Origin of the sequence: Streptomyces venezuelae, from assembly GCF_008642315.1 — a bacterium.
Classification (GTDB): domain Bacteria; phylum Actinomycetota; class Actinomycetes; order Streptomycetales; family Streptomycetaceae; genus Streptomyces; species Streptomyces venezuelae_D.
In genome coordinates this window covers 4,862,345-4,884,790 of the sequence record NZ_CP029192.1, presented here as the reverse complement: position 1 = coordinate 4,884,790, position 22,446 = coordinate 4,862,345, and the positions used below count along the sequence as shown (strand labels likewise).

The 22,446-nt window shown below is 70.4% G+C and carries 20 protein-coding genes and 2 pseudogenes; 11 read left to right on the top strand and 11 right to left on the bottom strand.

The genetic code is table 11. From position 1 onward, the window contains the following. Positions 1-93: 93 nt before the first annotated feature. From DEJ48_RS21350 to DEJ48_RS21335, 4 genes and pseudogenes are all read left to right on the top strand, one after another. Positions 94-465 (top strand): annotated as a pseudogene (locus tag DEJ48_RS21350) (ATP-binding protein); the annotation flags it as partial. After that, entirely contained in the window at positions 392-1,039 is a 648-nt protein-coding gene (locus DEJ48_RS21345; RefSeq protein WP_317850925.1) for a replication initiator, read from the top strand. The pseudogene DEJ48_RS21350 and the gene DEJ48_RS21345, both read left to right, overlap by 74 nt. Continuing rightward, positions 1,032-1,271, top strand: coding sequence for a helix-turn-helix domain-containing protein (locus DEJ48_RS21340; RefSeq protein ID WP_150217716.1), 240 nt, complete (start codon positions 1,032-1,034; stop codon positions 1,269-1,271). The genes DEJ48_RS21345 and DEJ48_RS21340 overlap by 8 nt, the downstream gene beginning before the upstream one ends. Next, complete coding sequence (locus tag DEJ48_RS21335; RefSeq protein WP_150217715.1) at positions 1,271-2,518, top strand: tyrosine-type recombinase/integrase; 1,248 nt, start codon at positions 1,271-1,273, stop codon at positions 2,516-2,518. The genes DEJ48_RS21340 and DEJ48_RS21335 overlap by 1 nt, the downstream gene beginning before the upstream one ends. A gap of 838 nt (positions 2,519-3,356) precedes the next feature. Here DEJ48_RS21335 and DEJ48_RS21330 read toward each other — a convergent pair. Then, a complete protein-coding gene (locus DEJ48_RS21330) occupies positions 3,357-4,121 on the bottom strand; it encodes a phosphoglyceromutase (RefSeq protein ID WP_150217714.1) in 765 nt (254 codons plus the stop codon). Between the two features lie 166 nt (positions 4,122-4,287). Between DEJ48_RS21330 and DEJ48_RS21325 the strand changes: the two genes are divergently transcribed. Further along, a complete protein-coding gene (locus tag DEJ48_RS21325; RefSeq protein WP_150217713.1) occupies positions 4,288-5,634 on the top strand; it encodes an MDR family MFS transporter in 1,347 nt (448 codons plus the stop codon). On the opposite strand, the gene DEJ48_RS21320 is transcribed toward DEJ48_RS21325, so the two are convergent. Continuing rightward, positions 5,573-7,288 (bottom strand): glycosyl hydrolase family 28-related protein, encoded by a 1,716-nt coding sequence (locus tag DEJ48_RS21320; RefSeq protein ID WP_150217712.1) that lies wholly within the window; start codon positions 7,286-7,288, stop codon positions 5,573-5,575. The two genes, DEJ48_RS21325 and DEJ48_RS21320, sit on opposite strands and share 62 nt — an antisense overlap. Positions 7,289-7,509: 221 nt before the next feature. On the opposite strand from DEJ48_RS21320, the gene DEJ48_RS21315 reads away from it, so the two are divergent. Beyond that, positions 7,510-7,941 carry a TetR family transcriptional regulator C-terminal domain-containing protein gene (locus tag DEJ48_RS21315; RefSeq protein ID WP_223832132.1) on the top strand — a complete coding sequence of 144 codons (432 nt, stop codon included), beginning with the start codon at positions 7,510-7,512 and terminating at the stop codon, positions 7,939-7,941. Here DEJ48_RS21315 and DEJ48_RS21310 read toward each other — a convergent pair. Together DEJ48_RS21310 and mshA are read right to left on the bottom strand one after the other, a co-directional pair. Beyond that, positions 7,916-8,437 carry a YbjN domain-containing protein gene (locus tag DEJ48_RS21310; protein ID WP_150217711.1) on the bottom strand — a complete coding sequence of 174 codons (522 nt, stop codon included), beginning with the start codon at positions 8,435-8,437 and terminating at the stop codon, positions 7,916-7,918. The genes DEJ48_RS21315 and DEJ48_RS21310 overlap by 26 nt on opposite strands. Then, the gene (gene mshA, locus DEJ48_RS21305) at positions 8,430-9,785 is read right to left on the bottom strand and encodes a D-inositol-3-phosphate glycosyltransferase (protein WP_150217710.1); all 1,356 of its coding nucleotides are present in this window, start codon (positions 9,783-9,785) and stop codon (positions 8,430-8,432) included. The genes DEJ48_RS21310 and mshA overlap by 8 nt, the downstream gene beginning before the upstream one ends. 181 nt (positions 9,786-9,966) lie before the next feature. On the opposite strand from mshA, the gene DEJ48_RS21300 reads away from it, so the two are divergent. The 3 genes from DEJ48_RS21300 to DEJ48_RS21290 all read left to right on the top strand — a co-directional run bounded on the left by DEJ48_RS21300 (position 9,967) and on the right by DEJ48_RS21290 (position 13,754). Beyond that, the gene (locus tag DEJ48_RS21300) at positions 9,967-10,800 is read left to right on the top strand and encodes a class I SAM-dependent methyltransferase (protein WP_150217709.1); all 834 of its coding nucleotides are present in this window, start codon (positions 9,967-9,969) and stop codon (positions 10,798-10,800) included. Positions 10,801-11,076: 276 nt separating this feature from the next. Continuing rightward, a complete protein-coding gene (locus DEJ48_RS21295; protein ID WP_150217708.1) occupies positions 11,077-12,135 on the top strand; it encodes a C40 family peptidase in 1,059 nt (352 codons plus the stop codon). 254 nt (positions 12,136-12,389) lie between these two features. After that, entirely contained in the window at positions 12,390-13,754 is a 1,365-nt protein-coding gene (locus DEJ48_RS21290; protein ID WP_150217707.1) for a PP2C family protein-serine/threonine phosphatase, read from the top strand. 62 nt (positions 13,755-13,816) lie between these two features. Here DEJ48_RS21290 and DEJ48_RS21285 read toward each other — a convergent pair whose 3' ends face one another. The 3 genes from DEJ48_RS21285 to DEJ48_RS21275 form a co-directional block, all read right to left on the bottom strand. Continuing rightward, positions 13,817-14,146: a DUF2516 family protein gene (locus tag DEJ48_RS21285; protein ID WP_190329367.1), complete on the bottom strand. Its 330-nt coding sequence runs from the start codon at positions 14,144-14,146 to the stop codon at positions 13,817-13,819. A gap of 128 nt (positions 14,147-14,274) precedes the next feature. Continuing rightward, positions 14,275-14,889: a hypothetical protein gene (locus tag DEJ48_RS21280; protein WP_150217706.1), complete on the bottom strand. Its 615-nt coding sequence runs from the start codon at positions 14,887-14,889 to the stop codon at positions 14,275-14,277. A gap of 76 nt (positions 14,890-14,965) precedes the next feature. Continuing rightward, a complete protein-coding gene (locus tag DEJ48_RS21275) occupies positions 14,966-15,397 on the bottom strand; it encodes a helix-turn-helix domain-containing protein (RefSeq protein WP_223832131.1) in 432 nt (143 codons plus the stop codon). Between the two features lie 139 nt (positions 15,398-15,536). Between DEJ48_RS21275 and DEJ48_RS21270 the strand changes: the two genes are divergently transcribed. Next, positions 15,537-15,959: an SDR family oxidoreductase gene (locus DEJ48_RS21270; protein ID WP_190537512.1), complete on the top strand. Its 423-nt coding sequence runs from the start codon at positions 15,537-15,539 to the stop codon at positions 15,957-15,959. Between the two features lie 7 nt (positions 15,960-15,966). On the opposite strand, the gene DEJ48_RS21265 is transcribed toward DEJ48_RS21270, so the two are convergent. The 3 genes from DEJ48_RS21265 to rox form a co-directional block, all read right to left on the bottom strand. Then, on the bottom strand, positions 15,967-16,464 hold the full coding sequence (locus tag DEJ48_RS21265; protein ID WP_223832130.1) for a hypothetical protein: 498 nt from the start codon (positions 16,462-16,464) through the stop codon (positions 15,967-15,969). A gap of 53 nt (positions 16,465-16,517) precedes the next feature. Beyond that, complete coding sequence (locus DEJ48_RS21260) at positions 16,518-17,399, bottom strand: GNAT family N-acetyltransferase (protein WP_150217703.1); 882 nt, start codon at positions 17,397-17,399, stop codon at positions 16,518-16,520. 134 nt (positions 17,400-17,533) lie between these two features. Next, a complete protein-coding gene (gene rox, locus DEJ48_RS21255; protein WP_150217702.1) occupies positions 17,534-18,973 on the bottom strand; it encodes a rifampin monooxygenase in 1,440 nt (479 codons plus the stop codon). Between the two features lie 279 nt (positions 18,974-19,252). Between rox and DEJ48_RS21250 the strand changes: the two genes are divergently transcribed. After that, entirely contained in the window at positions 19,253-21,676 is a 2,424-nt protein-coding gene (locus tag DEJ48_RS21250; protein ID WP_150217701.1) for an ATP-binding cassette domain-containing protein, read from the top strand. On the opposite strand, the pseudogene DEJ48_RS21245 reads toward DEJ48_RS21250, so the two are convergent. Beyond that, a pseudogene (locus tag DEJ48_RS21245) lies at positions 21,639-22,444 on the bottom strand (alkene reductase); the annotation flags it as partial. The gene DEJ48_RS21250 and the pseudogene DEJ48_RS21245 overlap by 38 nt on opposite strands. Between the last annotated feature and the right edge of the window lie 2 nt (positions 22,445-22,446).

The following is a 22,446-nucleotide window of genomic DNA, read 5'->3' as shown; positions in this document are numbered from 1 at the left end:
TGGGGGTTCGTTCGCTGCGAGTAGTCACCGGCTCAGTCGTCTAATGTTCCCGCGTTTTCGATTGACGTCTCTAGAGATGTCAGCCAGAGTGAGATGTATAGAGAGGTCGAGCTGCCAGGCCTCGGGAGCGAGAGGTGCGGGACGCTGATGGCCTACACAATCGACCGCAATCCCTGCGAGGAGTCGCCACGTCTCGGCGCGATGACCTTGCACCCCGTCGCGGAGTCCGTTCCTCGGGCGCGGCGCTGGTTCCGGAAGTTCATCGCTCCCTACGACCCCGCCTGCTCCGTCGACGACTGCGTCCTGATGATCTCGGAGCTCGTGACCAACGCCGTCGTCCACGGCAGGTCGGACGAACCATGGGTCGTCCGGGTGGAGTGGTTCCGCGAGGGTGGCTCCCTCCGGGTCGAGGTGCACAACCCGGGACTCCCGGAGAACGTACGACTCAGGCACCCCGACGCCGACGACGCGCACGGCCGCGGACTGCTCCTCGTCGACTCGGTCGCCGACTCCTGGCGCCTTCGGCCGCCAACTCGGCGTACGCACGATCCGATCGGCCGACTTCGACGGCGGCCAGGAGCTGACCGAACGGGCTGTCGCCGCCTACATCGCCAAGTACGCGACCAAGGGCGCGGAGACGGCCACCGGAGCTCTGGACCGCCCACTCAAGTTCCTCGCCGAACTCGCCCAGCTCGACATCAGCGACCACGCCCGCCGCATGATCCGCACCGCCTGGACCCTCGGCGCCCGCAAGGAACTGGAAGAACTCCGGCTCCGAGCCTGGGCCCACATGCTCGGCTTCCGCGGCCACTTCTCCACGAAGTCCCGCCGCTACTCGACCACCCTCGGCGCCCTCCGCGACGCCCGTGCCGAATGGCGCCGCGCCCAAGCTACCGCCGACACCCAGACCGGGCCCGGCACGACTCTCGTCCTAGCCCACTGGGTCTACGCCGGAACGGGCCTCACCGACGCCGAAGCCTGGCTCACCGAAACCCTCGAACCCGCCCCCGGAACAGAAGGAGAACCCACCCGTGGGTAACCGACGCCTCGCTGTCGCCGAACGGTCCGACGCGCCGCGTGCCCTGCCTCCGCGGTACCTGACTCCTGACGACCTGGTGGAGATCTTCGACTTGCCCAGTGTCGAGACGGTCTACCAGTGGCGCCGCAAGCGCACCGGGCCCCCTGGGTTCCGTGTCGGTCGGCACCTGCGCTTCGACCCGGCCGACGTGCGTGCCTGGGTGGACTCCCAGCGCCAGGGGGTGGCTGCCTGATGGCCGGACACATCCAAGACCGCTGGTACAAGACCGAGGTAGCCCCCGACGGCAAGATCCAGAAGGTGAAGAGCGAGCGGTATGGCTCGGGCATGCGCTACCGCGCGCGCTATGTCGGACCGGATGGTACGGAGAAGTCCAAGAGTTTCCCCGATCGGCAGAAGCGCCTCGCTGATCAGTGGCTGGCGCAGACCGAGGCGGACATGGCGCGAGGGCAGTACATCGACCCGCGCGCGGCCCGGGTCACGTTCCAGCAGTACGCGGAGGAGTGGGCGACTCACGCACCGGATCCGAACACACAGGCGTCGATAGAGTCGCAGCTTCGGTTGCACGCCTTCCCGTACCTGGGCTCACGTCCTCTTGGCTCCTTCCAGCCTGCGCACATTCGCACCTGGGTGGGCCAGCTTCAGGAGAACGGTGTCCGTGGCTCGTATGCCCGGACGATCTACTCCAACGTTCGCGCCGCTCTGAGTGCGGCCGTGGACGACGGTCACCTTCCCCGGAACCCGTGCGCTGCTCGCTCCGTCCGGCCGCCGACCGTGGATGACAAGCGCATCGCCCCTTGGACGCCGGAACGGGTCTTCGCCGTCCAGGCCGGCATGCCCGAGCGGTTCAGGGCCATGGTCGATCTGGGCGGCGGTTGCGGACTTCGACAGGGCGAGATCCTCGGCGTTGCCGTCGACGCGATCGACTTCGAGTCGGAGACGCTCCATGTGGTCCAGCAGCTCAAGCTGAGTCGGAGCAAGCCCGTGTTCGCTCCGCCCAAGGGCGGCAAGCTCCGGGACGTCCCGCTCCCTGGCCCGGTCGCCGATGCTCTGCGCGCCCACATGAAGGAGTTTCCACCGGTCGAGGTCACCTTGCCCTGGAAGGTCGTCGACGGGTCTCCCGTGACCAAGCGACTCATCTTCACCGGGCCTCGCGGCGGGCATGTCTGGCGTACCTCGCTCAACGAGGAGGCGTGGAAACGCGCGCTGGCCGCTGCCGATGTGATCCCGACGCCCAAGCGAGGTGAGTCCTACGCGGATTCACGCGAGAACGGCATGCACGCCCTGAGGCACTTCTACGCCTCGGTGCTCCTGGACGCCGGGGAGAGCATCAAGGCCGTTGCCGAGTACCTGGGCCACTCGGACCCTGGCCTGACACTCCGCGTGTACGCGCACCTGATGCCCTCCAGCCGCGAGCGAACCAGGAAGGCTGTCGCCAGCGTTTACAACGCTCTATCAGCCTTGGCACCAACGGACTCGTGAGTGATCTCTGTCAGAGGCGGGCGATAGCTTCCAAGCGTGACTAGGAAGAGAGCGGCGGACCCTGCTGAGCTCGCGGATGACCTCGCTGATGCCGCTTCGGTCTACTCCGCTTGGGTACGAAGTGGCTACCCACGCGACGAGACGGATGACGGTGGAAATCCTGACGAACGCCTGCGGCAAGCTATGCGCCGGTTCAGTGTCGAAACGCGCAGTGGCGTCGTGTACGGACTTTGGGACCCGCATAGCTACGAACTTAGGTACGTAGGCGTGACGACACGAAACCCGATGTCTCGGTTGGCAGAGCACCGTAGAGCCCTCCATTCGCCGGTGGGACGCTGGATAGCAGATCTAAGGCAAGATCCGCTCATGGGTGCCCTGACCTACGGCTTCGGAGCAAAACTCTTCATAGCCGAGAGGGACGAGATCTTCAAACAGACGTGGGCAGGACATGACCTGCTCAACGTTGATCATGATGAGGACCACGCTCTGTGGCATTGGGCTGCCACGAAACACCCCTGGGACGGGGACGTTCCCGACTTTTTGGATTGGCACGAAAATGGGATAGTGCGCAGAGCGCCCTGCCCTGCATGCCGCGTTGGCCCTTGGGAGGACTGCCGCACGCACCCTGATGCGGCAACGGTTGCGCAAGGCGCCAGTCACATACGACGGTGCGCGGCCTACCTACGGCACGTTCGAGGGAAGCGCCCGCCATGGACACCGCCTCAAGCACCTATCAACTACCAAGCCAGATCGACTGACGGCCCCTAGACGGCCCACACAAGACTGAAAGCCCCCTGCCAGCAGAAAACCCGCTGGTAGGGGGCTTCTCCGTTCGGGGCTACTTCTTCTTCTTGCCCTGGTTCTTGACCGCCTCGATTGCCGCCTTTGCGGCCTCCGGGTCGAGGTAGGTGCCGCCCGGGTTCAGGGGCTTGAAGTCGGCGTCCAGCTCGTAGGAGAGCGGGATGCCCGTGGGGATGTTCAGGCCCGCGATGTCGGCGTCGGAGATGCCGTCCAGGTGCTTGACCAGGGCGCGGAGGCTGTTGCCGTGGGCTGCGACCAGGACCGTCTTGCCGGTGAGGAGGTCGGGGACGATGCCGTCGAACCAGTACGGGAGCATGCGGACGACGACGTCCTTCAGGCACTCCGTCTGGGGGCGCAGCTCCGGGGGGAGCGTGGCGTAGCGCGGGTCCGAGAACTGGGAGTACTCGGCGTCACGGTCGAGCGCCGGCGGCGGGGTGTCGTACGAGCGGCGCCACAGCATGAACTGCTCCTCGCCGAACTCGGCGAGCGTCTGGGCCTTGTCCTTGCCCTGGAGGGCGCCGTAGTGGCGCTCGTTCAGGCGCCAGGAGCGGTGGACCGGGATCCAGTGGCGGTCAGCCGATTCGAGGGCCAGCTGCGCGGTGCGGATCGCGCGCTTCTGGAGCGACGTGTGGACCACGTCGGGGAGCAGGCCGGCGTCCTTGAGCAGCTCACCGCCGCGGACCGCCTCCTTCTCGCCCTTCTCGTTGAGGTTGACGTCCACCCAGCCGGTGAACAGGTTCTTCGCGTTCCATTCGCTCTCGCCGTGGCGGAGGAGGATCAGCTTGTACGGTGCGTCGGCCATGCCTCTGAGCGTAATCGAACCTCAGGGCGCCCCGCGCGCGCGGACAAGGGGCGGACAGTTGACGGTCGTCGTCAATTGACTGGCGGTTCCGGGCGCGGGGCTCGTAATTTGTGCTGGCCTAAACCGCCTCTTACAGCTCAGCCGCTTGCACTTCCGGGGGACCTCCATGCCGTACGCCGCCACAGGACGAATGAGACGCGCCGTCAGCGAGAGCGTCTCCGGGCTGCCCCGTGCCTTCTGGTGGCTGTGGATCAGCACCCTGGTCAATCGGCTCGGCGCCTTCGTCGCCACCTTCATGGCGCTGTATCTGACCCTTGAGCGGGGTTACTCGGCCTCGTACGCCGGGCTCGTCGCCGCGCTGCACGGGCTCGGCGGGGTCGTGTCGTCACTCGGTGCGGGGGTGATGACCGACCGGCTGGGGCGGCGGCCCACGCTGCTCATCGCGCAGGCCTCCACTGCCGTGTCGGTCGCGGTCCTCGGATTCATGGAGCACCCCGTCGCGATCGCGGGGGTCGCCTTCCTCGTCGGCATGGCGAGCAACGCCTCCCGGCCCGCCGTGCAGGCGATGATGGCGGACATCGTGCGGCCCGAGGATCGGGTGCGGGCCTTCTCGCTAAATTACTGGGCCATCAATCTCGGGTTCGCGGTCTCGTCCGCGGGGGCCGGGTTCATCGCCTCCTACAGCTACCGGGCCGGGTTCCTGATCGAGGCCGCCATGACCATGGTCTGCGCGATCGTCGTCTTCGCGAAGCTGCCGGAGTCGCGGCCCGTGCGGACGGCGGTGGAGAAGGCCGCCGAGCCGGTGGTGGGGCTCGGGACCGTGCTGCGGGACGGGCGCTTCATGGGTGTGGTCGGGCTGAGCTTCCTGGTCGCGCTGATCTTCCAACAGGGGTCCGTGGGACTGCCCGTCGCGATGGGCGAGGCGGGGTTCACGCCCGCCGACTACGGGCTCGCGATCGCCGTGAACGGCGTGCTCATCGTCGTCATGCAGATCCCCGTGACCCGCTTCATCGAGCACCGCGACCCGCGCCGGCTGCTGGTGATCTCCTCGGTCGTCGCCGGATACGGCTTCGGGCTCACCGCGTTCGCCGGGTCGCTCGGCGTCTTCGCGCTGACGGTGTGCGTGTGGACGCTGGCCGAGATCGTCAACGCGCCGACCCAGACGGGTCTCGTCGTGCGCCTGTCTCCCGTTCATGGACGCGGGCGGTACCAGGGCATGTACACGATGTCCTGGTCCGTGGCCGCGCTGGTCGCCCCGCTGATGTCCGGCTTCATGCTCGACCGGTTCGGCGCGGAGTGGTTGTGGGGCACGTGCGCGGTGCTCGGGACGGGGGCGGCGCTGGGCTACTGGGGGCTGATGCGCGGGCTTCCCGCGGAGGGGGCCGAATCGGGGGAGGCCGCTCCGGGCGGGGTGGTCCCGGGGGTCGCCGACGCGCCCGGTGCCGTCGAGGTCACCGCCGCGGCAGAAGCCGTTGCGCCTCGTGCAGATTCCGTGGCCGCACCGCGTCCGTAGTGCCGTACAGCTCCAGCCGGGCGTCGAGGTCGCCGGTGAAGTCGGGGACGTCGATCTGATCGAACTCGCGTACCGCGTTGAGGCCGACCGTCGCACTGCGGGGCGCGAGTCCGTCGATCTTCGTCAGGCCCGCGCGTTCGTTGGTGACGCGGATGTTCCAGTGCGTGAAGCGGGCTCCGAAGAGGGGGCCCGCGCTCGCGTCGCCGCCGTGCCGGCCGTTGTTCTCGACCGTGATGTCCGTGCGTACGTTCGCGAAGGGCATCCCGCGGTGGCTGTCGAACGTGCCCATCTCCATGTGGCCGCGCGACCAGACGTTGTGGGAGGACAGGCCCTCCACGTTGATGCCGTGCAGTTGGGTGCCGGGCGGCGCGGGAGTGGTGCGGGCGTCGATGCGGAAGTCCTCGACGAGGTTGTCGTGCGCGCCCTCCCGGCAGAAGTACGGGTGGTGGGAGCCGCGACCGGTCACGCGCGTGCGGCGCAGGGTGCAGGCGGACGCGGCGACCAGACCGAAGCCGTTGTCCACGTGGCGTACGACGATGTCGTCGGCCCAGCAGTCGTACGCGCACTGGAACGTGACGCCGTTGAAGCCCTGGTCGAGGAGGTGCGGGGACTGCGGGGTCTCGACGGCCTCCAGGGTGAGGCCCTCGACGCCGGAGCCGGTGAGGGCGGTGACGTGGGTGGTCAGCCGTGGGTCCCACTCCGGGCGTACGTCCAGGGGGAGCGGCCGCTCGAACGTGACCCGGCGCTTTCCGGGGTCGACGGCGGCGATCCGTACGGGCCACTCGTAGGGGACGTACGAGGTGAGCTTCGTCTTGTCGTCCCAGGTGTACGCCTTCGCGCCCGCGCCGTCGCCCGCCATGTGCTCCAGGAGGGTGTGGTCGGGGTCGTCGGAGAGGCGGAGGAGCACCAGGTCGCCCTTGCGGAGGCGGGAGGCTTCGGCGACGGTCACGGACCAGGAGCCGCGGTGGGCGGGGCGGACGGTGGTGAGGGTTTCCCACTCGTCGCGCTTGTTGCCGGTCCAGCCTTCGAAGGGCCAGTCCTTCGCCCTGATGGCCGCGGTGAGCGAGGCCCAACGGTCCTGCGGGCAGAGCCAGATGAGGCCGCCCGCCCAGGACCAGCTGGACTTGTCGCCGCCGTAGCGGGAGCCGTAGGGGCCGATCAGTTCGGTGAGGCTTCTAGTGGCGAGGAGGGTGGTGCGGGTGCTGCCCGCGCCACGGAGGGTGACGTTGTCGTGGGCTATGTGGATGAGGCTGTCGATGCGGTACGTACCGGGGCGCAGCACTACGGTGCCGCCGCCCTCCCGGCCCGCTTCGGCCAGGGCGCGGTTGATCGCGGGGGCGGCGTCCATCTTTCCGTCCGGGGCGATGTCCATGTGGTGGACACGGTCAGGGTGGAGTCGGGGGAAGGGGCGGCGGCCTGTGCGGAAACCGGCTCGGCCTATGTAGGGGATCTGGGGGTGGGTGTAGGGGGTCGCGGTGAACTCTCGCCAGAGGGTGGGGGTTCGGGAGCGGGGGGCGGCGTGGGCCGGGGTCGGGGTGGCGGCGCCGGTCGCGGTGGCGGCGGCGACGGCTACGGCAGCGCCGAGCAGGCCTCGTCTGCTGGGGCGGGGGTGGGGGTGCGGGTGCGGATCCGTGGGGGTTCGTTCTTGCTCCATGGGGTGGTGCCGCCTTCCATCAACCAACAGTGAGCACATATGTGAACCTTGTTCATGTCTGCGGTAGGCGGGAGCATGCCATGGTGCTGCGCCGGGCGGAAGGGGTGGAGCGGGTGGTGCGGAGAACGGAGAGGTGACGGGCCCTCAGCGAAGGCGTCCCGGCCGCACCCGGTGCAGGTGGATCAGGATGTCGCAGGAGCGGGCCAGCGCCGTACGGGGGCGTGCTGTCGTCCGGGGTCGAGTCGTCGTCCGGCGCTGGCCAGTACGAGGCAGAGCGCTACGAAGCGCTGTGGGCCGCGGTCATCCAGTCGTTCACCGACGACCGCTCCCTGTGGCTCGCCACCCTGGAGGCCCTCGTCCAGGCGGAGCACTCGGACGACCTGCGCCGCTATCTGTCGGGCGGCCAGGTCGAGGGCCGCACGGACCTCGCCGCACTGTTGCGCGGAACGCCCGAGGACGAGGTCGACGACGCCACCGCCCGTACGCTGGGCGCGACTCAACTGGCGCTGTTCACCGGCCTGATGACCCAGTGGCTCACCGACCCGGACCAGGCTCCGCGCGCGCCGGAAGTCGTCACCGGCCTGCGCGCGCTCGGCGGGATCGTGGGCCCACGGACGTGGAGCTGCGTCAGCTCGGATGAGTCAGATGCCTGAACGCATCGAGGTTGCGTGTGGACTCGCCGCGCGAGACCCGCCACTCGTACTCCTTGCGGATCGCCGACGCGAAGCCCAGCTCCAGGAGCGTGTTGAAGGAGTCGTCCGAGGCGGAGAGGACCGCGCCGAGGAGGCGGTCCAGTTCGGCGGAAGTGACCGCGGAGAGCGGCAGCTTGCCCGCGAGGTAGATGTCGCCGAGCGAGTCGATCGCGTAACCGACGCCGTAGAGGCGGAGGTTCCGCTCCAACAGCCAGCGGTGCACCGCCTCGTGGTTCTCGTCGGGGTGGCGGATCACGAAGGCGTTCAAGGAGAGGGAGTGGTTGCCGACGCGCAGCGACAGGGTCGTGGAGAGCTTCCGGGTGCCGGGGAGCTTCACGACGTACGAACCGGGCTCGGGGGACTCCCATTCGAGCTCGGCGTCGTTCAGCGTTCCCTCGATGACCGACGCGGTGTCTGCCGGTTCCGCCCGCTCCGTCTGCTCAGCCCGCTCAACCATGGTGCGAGCGTACGTGACGGCGCGAGCTGCGGAAGTCGTGCATCGCCGCGGTGTAGACGTCCGCCGTCGCGGACGCCGCCGTGTCCCAGCCGAAGGACTGCGCGTGCGCGGTGGCGGCCGCGCCCATGCGGTCCACGAGCTCGGGATGATCGGCGAAATCGCGGAGCACGCGCGCGTAGAGGGCCGGTTCGTGGCCGGGGACGAGGAATCCGGTGACCTCGTCGCGTACGGCGACGGGCAGCCCGCCCACCGACGCGGCGAGGACCGGCGTGCCGGCCGCCTGCGCCTCGATGGCGACGAGACCGAAGGACTCGCTGTAGGAGGGCATCACCAGGACCGAGGCCGCCCTGAACCAGTCCGCCAACTGCTCCTGCCCGACGGGCGGCTGGAAGCGGACGACGTCCGCGATGCCCAGCTTCGCGGCCAGCTTCTGCAGCCCTTCGGGCTTCGCGAGGCCGCTGCCGCTCGGGCCGCCGACTATGGGGACGACGATGTTCGAGCGCAGCGCCGGACGCTCGTCCAGCAGGACGGCGACGGCGCGCAGGAGCAGGTCGGGGGCCTTCAGAGGCTGGATGCGGCCTGCGAAGAGCGGTACGAGGGCGTTCTGCGGCAGGCCGAGGCGGTGCCGGGCGGCGGCGCGGCCGTCGGCGGGGCGGAACCGTTCGAGGTTGACGCCGGGGTGGACGACGGCGACCTTGCCGGGCTCCGCTTCGTAGTGGCGTACGAGCTCGTCGGCCTCTTCGGAGGTGTTGGCGATGAGGCGGTCGGCGGCCCGGACGATCTGGGTCTCGCCGATGACGCGGGCGGCGGGCTCGGGGGTGTCGCCCGCGGCGAGCGCCGCGTTCTTGACCTTCGCCATGGTGTGCATGGCGTGGACGAGGGGGACGCCCCAGCGTTCGGCGGCGAGCCAGCCGACGTGGCCGGAGAGCCAGTAGTGGGAGTGGACCAGGTCGTAGTAGCCGGGTCGGTGGCCCGCCCAGGCCTGCATGACGCCGTGCGTGAAGGCGCAGAGCTGGGCCGGCAGCTCCTCCTTGGCGAGCCCTTCGTAGGGGCCCGCGTCGACGTGGCGCACGAGGACGCCGGGCGCGAGCTCCACGGTGGGCTGGAGCCCCCCGGTGGTGGCGCGCGTGAAGATCTCGACCTCGATGTTGATCGCGGCGAGGCGCTTGGCGAGCTCGACGATGTAGACGTTCATGCCGCCCGCGTCGCCCGTGCCGGGCTGGTGCAGGGGCGAGGTGTGCACGCTCAGCATCGCCACGCGGCGCGGCCGCCGCTGGGAGCCGGGAATACGGAGTCTCGGGGGTGCCGCCTGGGAGCGACGCCCGAGCCTGGACACGTACTGGCTCACGGGGCGGTCCTCCTTGCGTACGTGCATGGCTACGGGCACAGCTTTGGGCACAACTTTTGGGAGGGCGTACGTTCCTCCAGAGGGAGAACACCGGAGCTTGCTGCTCCATTTCCACCTTGTCCGTTTTTACCAAAGCATTACGCGGCGTCCCTCGACCGTCATCCCCGCATACCCTTTCCCCATGACCCCACGCACCTCTTCCCGCCCCGTGGGAACGGTGACGCGCGGGACCACGAACCCGAACCGGCTGCGCCGCATGGACCGCTGGATCGCCGCCTTCCACGGCGCCGCGCTGCGCCGCTCCGCGGACCCCGTCGCCGTCGACCTGGGATACGGCGCCTCCCCATGGACCGCCGTCGAGCTGCTCCTGAGGCTGCGTACCGTCGCTCCACGCGCGCGTGTCGTCGGCATCGAGATCGACCCGGCGCGGGTCGCGGCCGCCGCGCCCTACGCGCGCGAGGGGCTCACCTTCCGGCACGGCGGGTTCGAGGTCCCGCTGCCGGGTCCGGGCGGCGGCGGGGTCTCGACGCCGCCCGGCACGGGCCCGGATCTGATCCGGGCCGCGAACGTCCTGCGGCAGTACGACGAGGACCAGGTCGCCGCCGTCTGGGAGCGGCTGTGCGCCCGCCTCTCCCCCGGCGGGCTGCTGGTCGAGGGCACCTGCGACGAGATCGGGCGGCGGCACGTGTGGGTCGCGCTCGGGCCGGAGGGCCCGCGCACGGTGACCTTCGCGACGCGGCTCGGCTCCCTGGAGCAGCCGTCCGACCTCGCCGAGCGGCTGCCGAAGGCGCTGATCCACCGGAACGTGCCGGGTGAGCCGGTCCACGCGTTCCTGCGCGACTTCGACCGGGCCTGGGCGGCCGCGGCGCCCTACGCCTCGTACGGGGCTCGGCAGCGGTGGATCAGGGCGGTGCGGGACCTGGCCGCCGACTGGCCCGTTCTTGACGGCACGTCACGGTGGCGGCAGGGCGAAGTGACGGTGCGGTGGGAGGCGTTGGCGCCCCGGTCGGGGTAAGTCCGGCTCCTCGCATGCTCGATGCCGGGGTGCCCCCGCGCCCCTCTCCCCGGCGTCGGGGTGAACCCCGAGGTCACTCCGGGGCCACCCGGGCGCCACCCGGAGATGTTCGGGTGAACGCGTCGGACGGGAACGAACGCCGCGTGCGGTACGTCACATGGGGCGTATGGGGGTCGGAGTTGCTGTCGAGCTCTGTCGTATCGAGCGCTGACATGGCACTATCCCGATGTCGACCGGAAGTTACTGACGGTAAATCAGCTTTGGGGGTGGCGGGGCGTGACTGGGAAGCGATACCCGACGGCGGCAGCCGTGGCACTGGTCTGCGCGGCGACGGTGCTGGCCGCACCGGGGACGGCCTTTGCGAGCCCGAGCCCGAATCCGAGCCCGACACCCCACTCGGACACATCCCTTGAGCAGGTCCGCAAGGAGATCGACGATCTCTACCACGACGCGGGCGTGGCCACGGATGCGTACAACGCGGCCGAGGAGAAGGCCGAGAAGCAGTCCGAGCAGATCGTGGAGCTGGCCAAGGACATCGCCAAGGGCCAGGCGAAGCTCAAGAAGCTGAAGGCCCGCGCGGGCGCCGCGGCCCGCGCGCAGTACCGCGCCGGTGGCATGCCCTCCGAGGCCAAGCTGATGCTCAGCGAGGACCCGGGCCAGTTCCTGGACGGCGCGGGGCGCATGCGGGAGGGCGAGAAGGCCACCAAGGGCATGCTGACGGAGCTGCAGAGAACGCAGGAGGACCTGCGGATCTACGCCAAGGACGCCACCGCGCGCTGGACGAAGCTGGAAGCCAACCGCAAGTCGAAGGCCGCCGCGAAGAAGAAGATAAAGAAGAAGATCGCGGCCGCCGAGAAGCTCGAGTCGACGCTGGAGAAGGAGGAGCGGGAGCGGCTCCGGAAGCTGGAGGAGGAGGCCGCCCGCAAGAAGCAGTCGGCGTGGGTGAGTTCGGGCGTCCTGAAGGACGTCGACGGCAAGGCGACCAGCCGGGGCCAGAAGGCCGTCGCATTCGCCACCGCCCAGATCGGCAAGCCGTACGTGTGGGGCGCCGAGGGCCCGGGGTCGTACGACTGCTCGGGGCTCACCTCCCAGGCCTGGGCCGCCGCGGGGCGCGGCATTCCGCGGACGTCGCAGGAGCAGTGGAAGCAGCTGCCGCGCGTCGACATCAAGAACATGCGCCCCGGCGACCTGATCATCTACCACGCGGACGCGAGCCACGTCGGGATGTATCTGGGCGACGGAGCGATCGTGCACGCACCGCGCCCGGGCCGGAACGTGACGATCGCGGGCGCGGGCTCGATGCAGATACTCGGGGTCGTGCGCCCCGACAAGTAGCCACCGCCCCGGCTCCTCCCCTCCCCGTGTGACCCAGCGCACGCCGTGGCGCCCCTCTCAACCCTCACGGCGTGATGTTCGTCATCCCCTGCGGGACCGCGCCGTGCCCAATTGCGTTCCTGGATGCGGCATATGACGGTGGCCGTTTGCCGTACGGCATTCCAATGGAGGCACGGCTACCGCTATGGTCCCCGTCGGTGCTGCGTCGACCTGCGCGGCACCATGCCCTCGGGGGGAGGGAAGGAATCCAGACGATGCCCGTACCCATACCGCGGCAGAGAGCGATACCGGCCGCGGAAGGCGGTCAGGCTCATGCGGCGCCCCCGCACGACACGACGGCGCCGCCCCTGGGAGGCCCCCGCGTCAACGGCTTCAGCAGCGCCACGGACACCGGCGCGGACACCGGCACCGCCATCGGCGGCAACGGCTCCGGGCTCACGCTGCTGGTGATCGAGGACGACCCGGCGGGTTCGCTCAGCGTGCCCGAGCTCCTCGACTCCGCGGGCAAGCCCATCCGTATCCGTACCGCCCGCAACCTCACCGAGGCCGAGCGGCTGCTCACCGACGACGTGCACTGCATCCTGCTCGACCTCGCCCTGCCCGCCCCCGGCAGTACCGGCACCACCGAGGGCGACGAGGACGAGTTGGTCGCGCTCAAGCACGTGCTGCGGCTCGCGCCCCGGCACGCCGTCCTCGCGCTCACCGCGAACGACGACTCCGAGCGCGGCGCCGAGGCCGTGCGCGTCGGCGCGCAGGACTATCTGTTCCGGGACGAGCTGGACGGCCGGCTGCTGAGCCGCGCCATCCGGTACGCGGTCGAGCGCAAGCGCGCCGACGCCGCCCAGCGCCAGCTGACCGAGTCCCGGCTGCGCGCGCAGGAGAACGCCCGCCTGGAGCGCGGCCTGCTGCCGACGCCGCTCCTGGAGGGCTCCCCGCTGCGCTTCGCCGCCCGCTACCGTCCGGGCCGCTCCCGCGCGCTGCTCGGCGGCGACTTCTACGACACCGTGCGCACGCCCGACGGCGCCGTGCACGTCATGATCGGCGACGTCTGCGGCCACGGACCCGACGAGGCGGCGCTCGGCGTGGAGCTGCGCATCGCCTGGCGCGCGCTGACCTTCGCGGGCCTGTGCGGCGACGAGCTGCTGTCCACGCTCCAGAAGGTCCTGGAGCACGAGCGCGCCGACGACGAGATCTTCGCGACCCTCTGCACGGTCGACATCGCCCCGGACGGCCGCAGGGCCGGTCTCTGCCTCGCCGGGCACCCGGCACCGCTGATCGCACGCGAGGGCCGGCTCGCCGAGCTGCTTCCGTACGAGGACGGGGGCCCCGCCCTGGGGCTCCTGCCGCGCGCCCGCTGGCCGCGCCGCCAGGTGGAGCTGGGCGGCAAGTGGAGCCTGATGCTCTACACGGACGGCCTGATCGAGGGCCGCATCGGCCAGGGCAACCAGCGCCTGGGGCAGGAAGGCATGGTGGACATGGTCCGCCGCCAGATCGCGGCGGGGCTGCAGGGCGACGAGCTGCTGGAGGCGGCGGTGAACGAGGTCCGCGACCTCAACGGCGGGGACCTGACGGACGACGTGGCCGTACTGCTCCTGGACCGGACGCCCGGCGCGCGCTGAGCCGGGCGCCGAGGGGCGGTGACGGCCTACCGATCACCGAGGGGCGGTGACGGCCTGACGGCCTACCGACCGCCGTTGTACGGCCCGTACGGCCCGTCGCTGCTGGAGCCGCCGCGGCGGCCACCGCCCGAGATCTGCCGGATCGCGGGGCGCACGTCGACCATGTACACGATGGTGGCGACGAGCCCGATGATCGGCAGGAACGACAGGATCGGGAAGAGCAGGTTCACCACGAAGGCGAGACCGAGGATGATCAGCCAGAACGGCTTCGTCTTCTTGTCCGCCGCGCGATAGGCGTCCTCGCGCCGGACGGCGGCGTCGATGAGCGCGAATCCGCTGAAGACGATCAGGGCCAGCGACAGCAGCCACATGAAGTTCGCGAACCCTTGCATCAGCACAACGTCCACCACCAGTCTCGGCTCATCGATTACGCGGCCACGGTACCCGCTACCCAGCCGCCCGTTACCCAGTCAACGGGGCGGACACTCGGTGAGTGCCCGCCCCGCCGCACGGCCCGCCCCTACTTGGCGGGCGGCGTGGTCTTCTTGGCGGCCGGCTTCTTGGCCGGGGCCTTCTTCGCCGCCGGCTTCTTCGCCGGGGCGGCGGCGACCGCGCTCTTCGGCGCGACGGCGACGGGACCCTTGGGCTCGGCGGACTCCGCCGACGCGGGCTTCGGCTCCTCGTCGGGCTCGACGGTCTCGGCCAGGTCGAGGATCTCCTCGGCGGCCTCGCCGCGCCACGCCTTCACGGCCTGCTCACCGTGCTCGGCGACCTCGTCGTACTTCTCGCGCGCCTTGACGGCGAGCTCGGCGGCCACGCCGACACCGCGCAGCGCGAGGTCCTGAGCGGTCTCGCCGAGCTTCTTCAGGTCGGTGTCGATCGTGCCGAGCACCTCGGTGACCTTGGCCTGGAGCGTCTCCTGCGCCTCCTTGGCGCGGGCGCTCGCCTTGTCCTGGACGGTCTTCGGGTCGGTGTTGCGCACCGCGTCGATGCGGGACGGGGCCTCGGCGATCAGCTGCTCGACGAGACCCGGAACCTTCTTCGCCTGCTGAAAGGCGAGGTCCGCGGACCCGGCGACGAAGTACGCGGGGGTGGGGTTGCTCAGGGTCTTGCGCAGGTCATCGGTGATGGCCATGACGAGGGTCCTCCCGGATTCGCGTCGGCGTGTGAGGCGTATGAAACGTGTGGCGCGTGTGAAACGTATGGAGCGTTCAGCTCAGGTGTGGTGCCTGCTCTGGACCGGCATCACTGCCGTTGTCGTACGTATCCGTATCCGCATCCGTGTGCGTCGGCGTCTCGAAGCCGTTCTCCTTGCGGAACGACTCGTAGATCTGCAACAGCACTTGCTTCTGGCGCTCGTTGATGGACGGGTCGGCGAGGATGACGGCGCGCGTCTCCAGCTCGTCCCGCTCCTTCTCGTCGAGGATCCCGGCCCGCACGTACAGCGTCTCGGCGGAGATCCGCAGGGCCTTGGCGACCTGCTGCAGAACCTCGGCGCTCGGCTTGCGCAGGCCGCGCTCGATCTGGCTCAGATACGGATTGGACACTCCCGCGGCATCGGCGAGCTGCCGCAGCGACAGCTGCGCACTGCGCCGCTGTTCGCGCAGATACTCACCGAGGTTGCCGACGTTGAGTGATGCCATACGCCGATGGTGCAACACCCCCGCTAACTATTGCAAGCAGATGCTTGCAATAGTGCGCCACGCCACTTCGGCCGGGCTTACGCCCCGCCGCCCGACTGCCTACCGTGGTGCGACCGGTGGTGAGGCGACGGGAGTGGCGATGCGTATCGCGGTGACGGAGGCGGCGGGCCGGCTGGGTGGGCGGGTCGTGCGGTTGCTCGCGGATCGGGGCGACGTGGACGTCGTGGCGGTGACCAGGCGGAGGGTGCCTGCCGGGACGTTCCCGGCGCGGGTGGAGGTCGCCGTCGCCGACTACGCCGAACCACCCGCTCTGCGTGCGGCGTTGAAGGGTGTGGACACGCTCGTCCTCGTCTCCAGTGACGGGCCCGACGCACAAGTGCTGGCGCACCACCGCAATCTCGTCGACGCCGCGGCGGCGTCGCGCGTCGGCCATGTCGCGGCGCTGAGCAGCGTCGACGCCCACACGCGGGAACAGCGCTGGGACCGGGTACGGAACGACTGCGCCCAGCTGACCGGCCGCCCCCCTCTCGCCCTGAGCGAGGTCCTGGCAGCACACAGGTGAGAGTCGGTCAGCCGTCACCCCGCAGCGGGTCCGCGGGGAGGCGGACCGGTGCCGCGAGCGCGGCCTCGTAGGCGGGGCGGGCGAAGACGTAGGGGCCCATGGGGAGTTCGCCCCACTTTTTACGGAAGGGCTGTCGGAAGGCGGACCAGGTCACCGTGTCGGGCGTGGTGGTGATCGTGGTCCGCAGGGGCCAGCACGCCCAGACTCCGCACGAGCAGCCCAGCACGGGAGTGGTGCCGGCGGAGGGATCGGCGAATTCCGGGGCCGGGTCGCCCAGGAAGTGGCGTGCGGGGTCACCGACCTCGTCCAGTGTGAGGCCGTCGTGCTGGTCGAGCAGGAAACGTTCCTCCGCGGCCGGGTCCTTCTCCTCGCGCTCCCGGCGCCAGAGGTCGCGGGTCGCGTCGGCGGCGTACACGCGCAGATCGGTGCCGTCGATGCGGTAACCCCACTGGTGGATGGGCACTTCGCCGCCGATGGGGTAGTTCAGGAACTCGATGCGCCGCATAGCCGTCATTTTCTCCTGCCGCCTCCCACGCGGTTCTTTCGTCGGCTCCGGTATCACGCCGCCCTGTAGCGGTCCCGTGTCTCCTCGCGGCGTTCGAAGCCCGCCGACTCGTACGTCGCCACCGCGGCCGTGTTCGAGGACGGGGTGGCGACGAGTGCGCTCGACGCGCCCAGGTCGCGGAGCGCGGCCGCCGCGGCGAGGGTGATCTGTTCGCCGTAACCGCGGCGGCGGTGGTCGCGGTGCACCCCCATCGGTTCGAGGATCCCCGGTCTGCCCGGGCCCGCCGACCAGACCGTCACCGCCGCGACCGCGTCGCCCCCACCGTCGCCCCCGTCGTCGTACGCGAGCAGACAGCGCGCGTCCGCGTACGGAACGCCGGACGCCATCACGTGCCAGCTGTCCTCCGTGAACCTCGAACCGTCGAACGCCGCACCGAGCAGCGCCGCGAAACCGTGGGCCCGCGCCGACCCGACCTCCTCGATGCGCAGGTCCGGGGCCGGGCCCGGGGCGGTGAGGTCGCGGCGCAGCGGGGTCCACGGGTCGTCGAGGGGCCAGCCCTCCTCGGCGCCGAGGAGGTCCGGGAACAGGGTGTTCGGGGGTGCCTCGATGTTCACGCGGCCCGCGGGCAGTACGCCACGCGCCGGGTCGGTCACGTCGGAGACCAACTGCCGTGCCAACTCCTCGTCCTGGCGGGCGTCCGGTGCGGTCGTCAGGCGCAGCAGGTCCGGGCCGTCCAGCAGGCCCACCGCGAGGATCCGTCCGGCCCGGCTCCACGTCCTGACCGCCGCCGCGGTCGCCTCCGCGCCCGCGCGCCAGAACCAGCCCAGGTCCCCCGGATGCAATTGCGTCGGCGCCCCTTCGTACTGCCACTCGCGCAGTACGCCCACGGCGTCGGCCAGTCCGTCGATCTCCGGCTTGTTCAGCACGATCGTCATGGCAGCGATCACACATCATCGTGCCGGACCGCCGCATCCCCTTTACTCGGGGCGAGCGGCCAACGGGCGGTGTCGCGGTCCGCGCAGGGACTGCCGGGCCCGCGCCAGCGTGCTGTCGCCCGCCCCCCGGCCGGTTACGCGGCCGCCGCGTCGCCGAACCACCTGCGCAGTGCCACCGCCAGCTCCCCCTGCTCGTCGCCGGCCCAGGCCACATGCCCGTCCGGGCGGAGCAGCACGGCCGGTACGTCCAGCTCCTCGCTGACGTCGACCACGTGGTCGACCCGGCCCTCCCAGCCCTCGGCCGAGAGCCGGCCCGTCTGGTCGAGCAGCAGGCCGCGGCCGCCGTGCATCAGCTCGAAGAGGCGGCCCCGCTTCAGGCCCACGTCCCGCAGACGGCGGCCGAGCAATTCGTGGCTGTCCGGGGCGGTGCCGAAGTCGTAGCGGACACCGATGCCCGTGATCTTCTCGATCAGGTGCCGGTTCACCTGCTCGTAGTCGATCAGCTCCGCCATCAGCCTGCGCACGGCCTGCGCCCCCGGCTCGACCGACATCAGCTGCATCTGCGCGCGCGTGTTGTCGAGCACCTCCGCGGCGACCGGGTGCCGTTCCGCTTCGTACGTGTCGAGCAGGCCGTCCGGCGCCCACCCGGTCACCTCGGCGGCCAGCTTCCAGCCCAGGTTGAACGCGTCCTGGACGCCGAGGTTCAGCCCCTGCCCGCCGGTCGGCGGGTGGATGTGCGCCGCGTCCCCGGCCAGCAGCACCCGGCCCACCCGGTAGCGCTCGGCGAGCCGCGTGGCGTCGCCGAAACGGGAGAGCCAGCGCGGCGAGTGCACGCCGAAGTCGGTGCCCCCGAACGCCCGCAGCTGCTTCCGGAAGTCCTCCAGGGTCGGCGGGGCCGTCCGGTCCTCCGCCACACCGTCGGCGGGCACGATGACCCGGTACACCCCGTCGCCGAGCGGCATCGCGCCGAACCGCATGTGGGTCTTGCGGACCTCGGCGACGACCTGCGCGAGCTCCTCGGGCGACGCGGTCATCTCCATCTCGCCCAGCAGCGTCTCGACCCTGCTGGGCTCCCCCGGGAAGTCGACGCCGAGCAGCTTGCGCACGGCGCTGCGGCCGCCGTCGCAGCCGACGAGGTAGCGCGAACGCAGCCGCGTGCCGTCGGCCAGCTCGACGGTCACGCCGTCGTCGTCCTGGTCCAGGCCGACGACCTCGCGGCCGCGCAGGACCTCGACGCCGAGTTCCGCGGCGTGCTCCGCCAGCAGGCGTTCGGTGATCTGCTGCGGAACGGCGAGTACGTAGGAGTGCGCCGTGTCCATGCGCTCGGGCCACTCCTTGGCGAGGCCCGCGAAGAAGCCACCGGCCGTGATCCGCTGACCGTGCTCGTTGAAGCGCTCCAGCAGACCGCGTTGGTCCATCACCTCGATGCTGCGCACGTGCAGGCCCTGAGCACGCGACTGCTTGGTCGGCTCCGTCTCCTTCTCGAGGATGAGGACGTCCACGCCCTGCAGGCGCAGCTCAGCCGCCAGCATGAGACCGGTCGGACCGCCGCCGGCGATGATTACGTCAGCCATGAAAATCCCCCATTTGACGAGCTCGGAAGGGAGATTGTGCGGGACGACCGGGGCCTTGCCGCAAGGCCCCCTGTGCGCTATAAGTTAAGAGTGGCAAGGGGTGAGTTTTCCTCCTTGCCTTTCGTATTTCCCCTTGCTTGCCATTCGTGGCTTCCCTCGGGCGTGCGTCAGGACGCGGTTGTCAGACCCCCCGGCTAGCGTGAACAAGAGCACCGCATTCACGCCAACTCCCTCCCGTACGACGCCACGTACGGGACTCGCTGCCCCGCGGAGACAACGATGAGCAAGGCCAGGAAGCCCGATGCGCGGGCGAACGCCCCGCACACCGCCGACAGCCACGACCTGATCCGTGTGCACGGCGCCCGCGAGAACAACCTCAAGGACGTGAGCATCGAGATCCCGAAGCGCCGTCTGACGGTGTTCACCGGCGTCTCCGGCTCCGGCAAGAGCTCGCTGGTGTTCGACACGATCGCCGCCGAGTCGCAGCGGCTCATCAACGAGACGTACAGCGCCTTCGTGCAGGGCTTCATGCCGTCGCAGGCGCGCCCCGAGGTCGACGTGCTCGACGGGCTCACGACCGCCATCACCGTCGGCCAGCAGCGGATGGGCGGCGACCCCCGCTCCACGGTCGGCACCGCCACCGACGCCAACGCGATGCTGCGCATCCTCTACAGCCGGCTCGGCAAGCCGCACATCGGCCCGCCCGGTGCGTACTCCTTCAACACCGCGTCGGTCCGCGCGAGCGGCGCGATCACCGTCGAGCGGGGCAACAAGACCGAGGCGCAGAAGGCGACGTACCAGCGCACCGGCGGCATGTGCACGCGCTGCGAGGGCCGGGGCAGCGTCTCCGACATCGACCTGACGCAGCTGTACGACGACTCCAAGTCGCTGGCCGAGGGCGCGTTCACCATTCCCGGCTGGAAGTCGGACAGCCAGTGGACCGTGCAGGTCTACGCCCAGTCGGGCTTCGTCGACCCGGACAAGCCGATCCGCGCGTACACGAAGAAGGAGCTGCGCGACTTCCTCTACGGGGACGCGGTCAAGGTGAAGGTCAACGGCGTCAACCTCACCTACGAAGGACTGATCCCGAAGATCCAGAAGTCGTTCCTGTCCAAGGACAAGGAGTCGATGCAGCCGCACATCCGGGCGTTCGTGGAGCGCGCGGTCACGTTCACCGTCTGCCCCGAGTGCGACGGCACGCGGCTCAGCGAGGGCGCCCGCTCCTCGAAGATCAAGCGGAAGAGCATCGCCGATCTCTGCGCGATGGAGATCAGGGACCTGGCCGAGTGGATCCGCGGCCTCGGCACGAGCGGGGTGTACGCGTCGGTGGCGCCGCTGCTCACCGCCCTGCAGCAGACCCTCGACTCGTTCGTGGAGATCGGGCTCGGGTACCTCGCGCTCGACCGGCCCGCGGCGACCCTCTCCGGCGGCGAGGCGCAGCGCGTCAAGATGATCCGCCACCTCGGCTCCTCGCTCACCGACGTCACGTACGTCTTCGACGAGCCCACGATCGGTCTGCACCCCCACGACATCCAGCGGATGAACGACCTGCTGCTGCGCCTGCGCGACAAGGGCAACACGGTGCTCGTCGTCGAGCACAAGCCGGAGACCATCGTCGTCGCCGACCACGTCGTCGACCTCGGGCCCGGCGCGGGCACGGCGGGCGGCACCGTCTGCTTCGAGGGCACGGTCGAGGGCCTGCGGGCGTCCGGCACCGTCACCGGCCGCCACTTCGACGACCGGTCGACACTGAAGGAGTCCGTGCGCAAGCCCACGGGTGCGCTGGAGATCCGCGGCGCGGACGCGCACAACCTGCGCGGGGTCGACGTCGACATCCCGCTCGGGGTGCTCGCCGTCGTCACCGGCGTCGCCGGGTCCGGCAAGAGCTCGCTGGTGCACAAGTCCATCCCCGCGGACGCGGGCGTGGTCGCCGTCGACCAGACCCCGATCCGCGGTTCGCGGCGCAGCAACCCCGCGACGTACACGGGCCTGCTCGACCCGATCCGCAAGGCCTTCGCCAAGGCCAACGGCGTGAAGCCCGCGCTGTTCAGCGCCAACTCCGAGGGCGCCTGCCCGACCTGCAACGGCGCCGGGGTCATCTACACCGACCTCGGTGTGATGGCGAGCGTCGCCACGCCCTGCGAGGACTGCGAGGGCCGGCGGTTCCAGGCGTCGGTCCTGAAGTACCGGCTCGGCGGCCGCGACATCAGCGAGGTCCTCGCGATGTCCGTGGAGGAGGCCCTGGAGTTCTTCGGTGGCGGTTCCAGTGCCGGTGGCAGCGAGGCCAGGACGCCCGCGGCCCACCGCATCCTGGAGCGCCTCTCGGACGTCGGCCTCGGCTACCTCAGCCTCGGCCAGCCCCTCACCACCCTCTCCGGCGGCGAGCGCCAGCGCCTCAAGCTGGCCACGCACATGGCCGACAAGGGCGGGGTCTACGTACTGGACGAGCCGACCACCGGTCTCCACCTCGCCGACGTCGAGCAGCTCCTCGGCCTCCTCGACCGGCTCGTCGACGCGGGCAAGTCCGTCATCGTCATCGAGCACCACCAGGCGGTCATGGCGCACGCGGACTGGATCATCGACCTCGGCCCGGGCGCGGGCCACGACGGCGGCAAGATCGTCTTCGAGGGCACGCCCGCGGATCTGGTCGCCACGCGGTCCACTCTCACCGGTGAGCATCTTGCGGAGTACGTGGGCGGCTGACGGGCCGCGGTCCCGCACCGAGGGCCGGGTGGTCGGTGAAGCCGTCCGCCCCGCCCTCGTACATCAGGCCCTTGTCCCGTACGGGGTTGAGCGGCGCCCGGCCCTCATCCGCTCGACCAGGTCGGGGTTGGCGAGGAACGCGCGGCCCAGCGAGGTCAGGTCCGCGCCCGCGGCGAGCAGCCGTTCGCCCGCGCGCCGGCCGCCGTCGGCGGGCAGCGGGCCGCCCCGGCCGAGGACCGGGTTGGCGACAAGCGTGCCGGACCAGTCCGCGCGGATGCGGCGGGAGAGGGGGCTGTCGGGGTCGGCGAAGACGACGTGGAGGCAGGCGAGGCCGCCGATGGTGTCGAGGGCGTCGATGAGTGCCGGGTGGCTGTCCTCGGTGTCGCCCTCCTCGATGCCGTTCACGGTGATGCCGGGGGCGATGCGCACGCCGACCCGCTCGGCGCCCATCTCGTCGGCGACGGCGCGGACGACCTCGACGACGAAGCGGATGCGGTGGGCGACCGGGCCTCCGTAGGCATCGGTGCGGTGGTTGGTGTTCCGCGCGAGGAACTGCTGGAGGAGGTGGCCGTTGGCCGCGTGCACCTCCACTCCGGCGAAGCCCGCGTCGACGGCGCGACGGGCGGCGGCGAAGTCGGCGACGGCGCGGTGGATGTCGCCGACCGTCATCTCCCGCGGCACGACCGCCGGTTGCGGCCCGGTGGGCGAGTGGATGGTGTCCGGGAGCGGGATCGGGGACGGGGCGACGGGGATGAGTCCGCTGTTGTCTG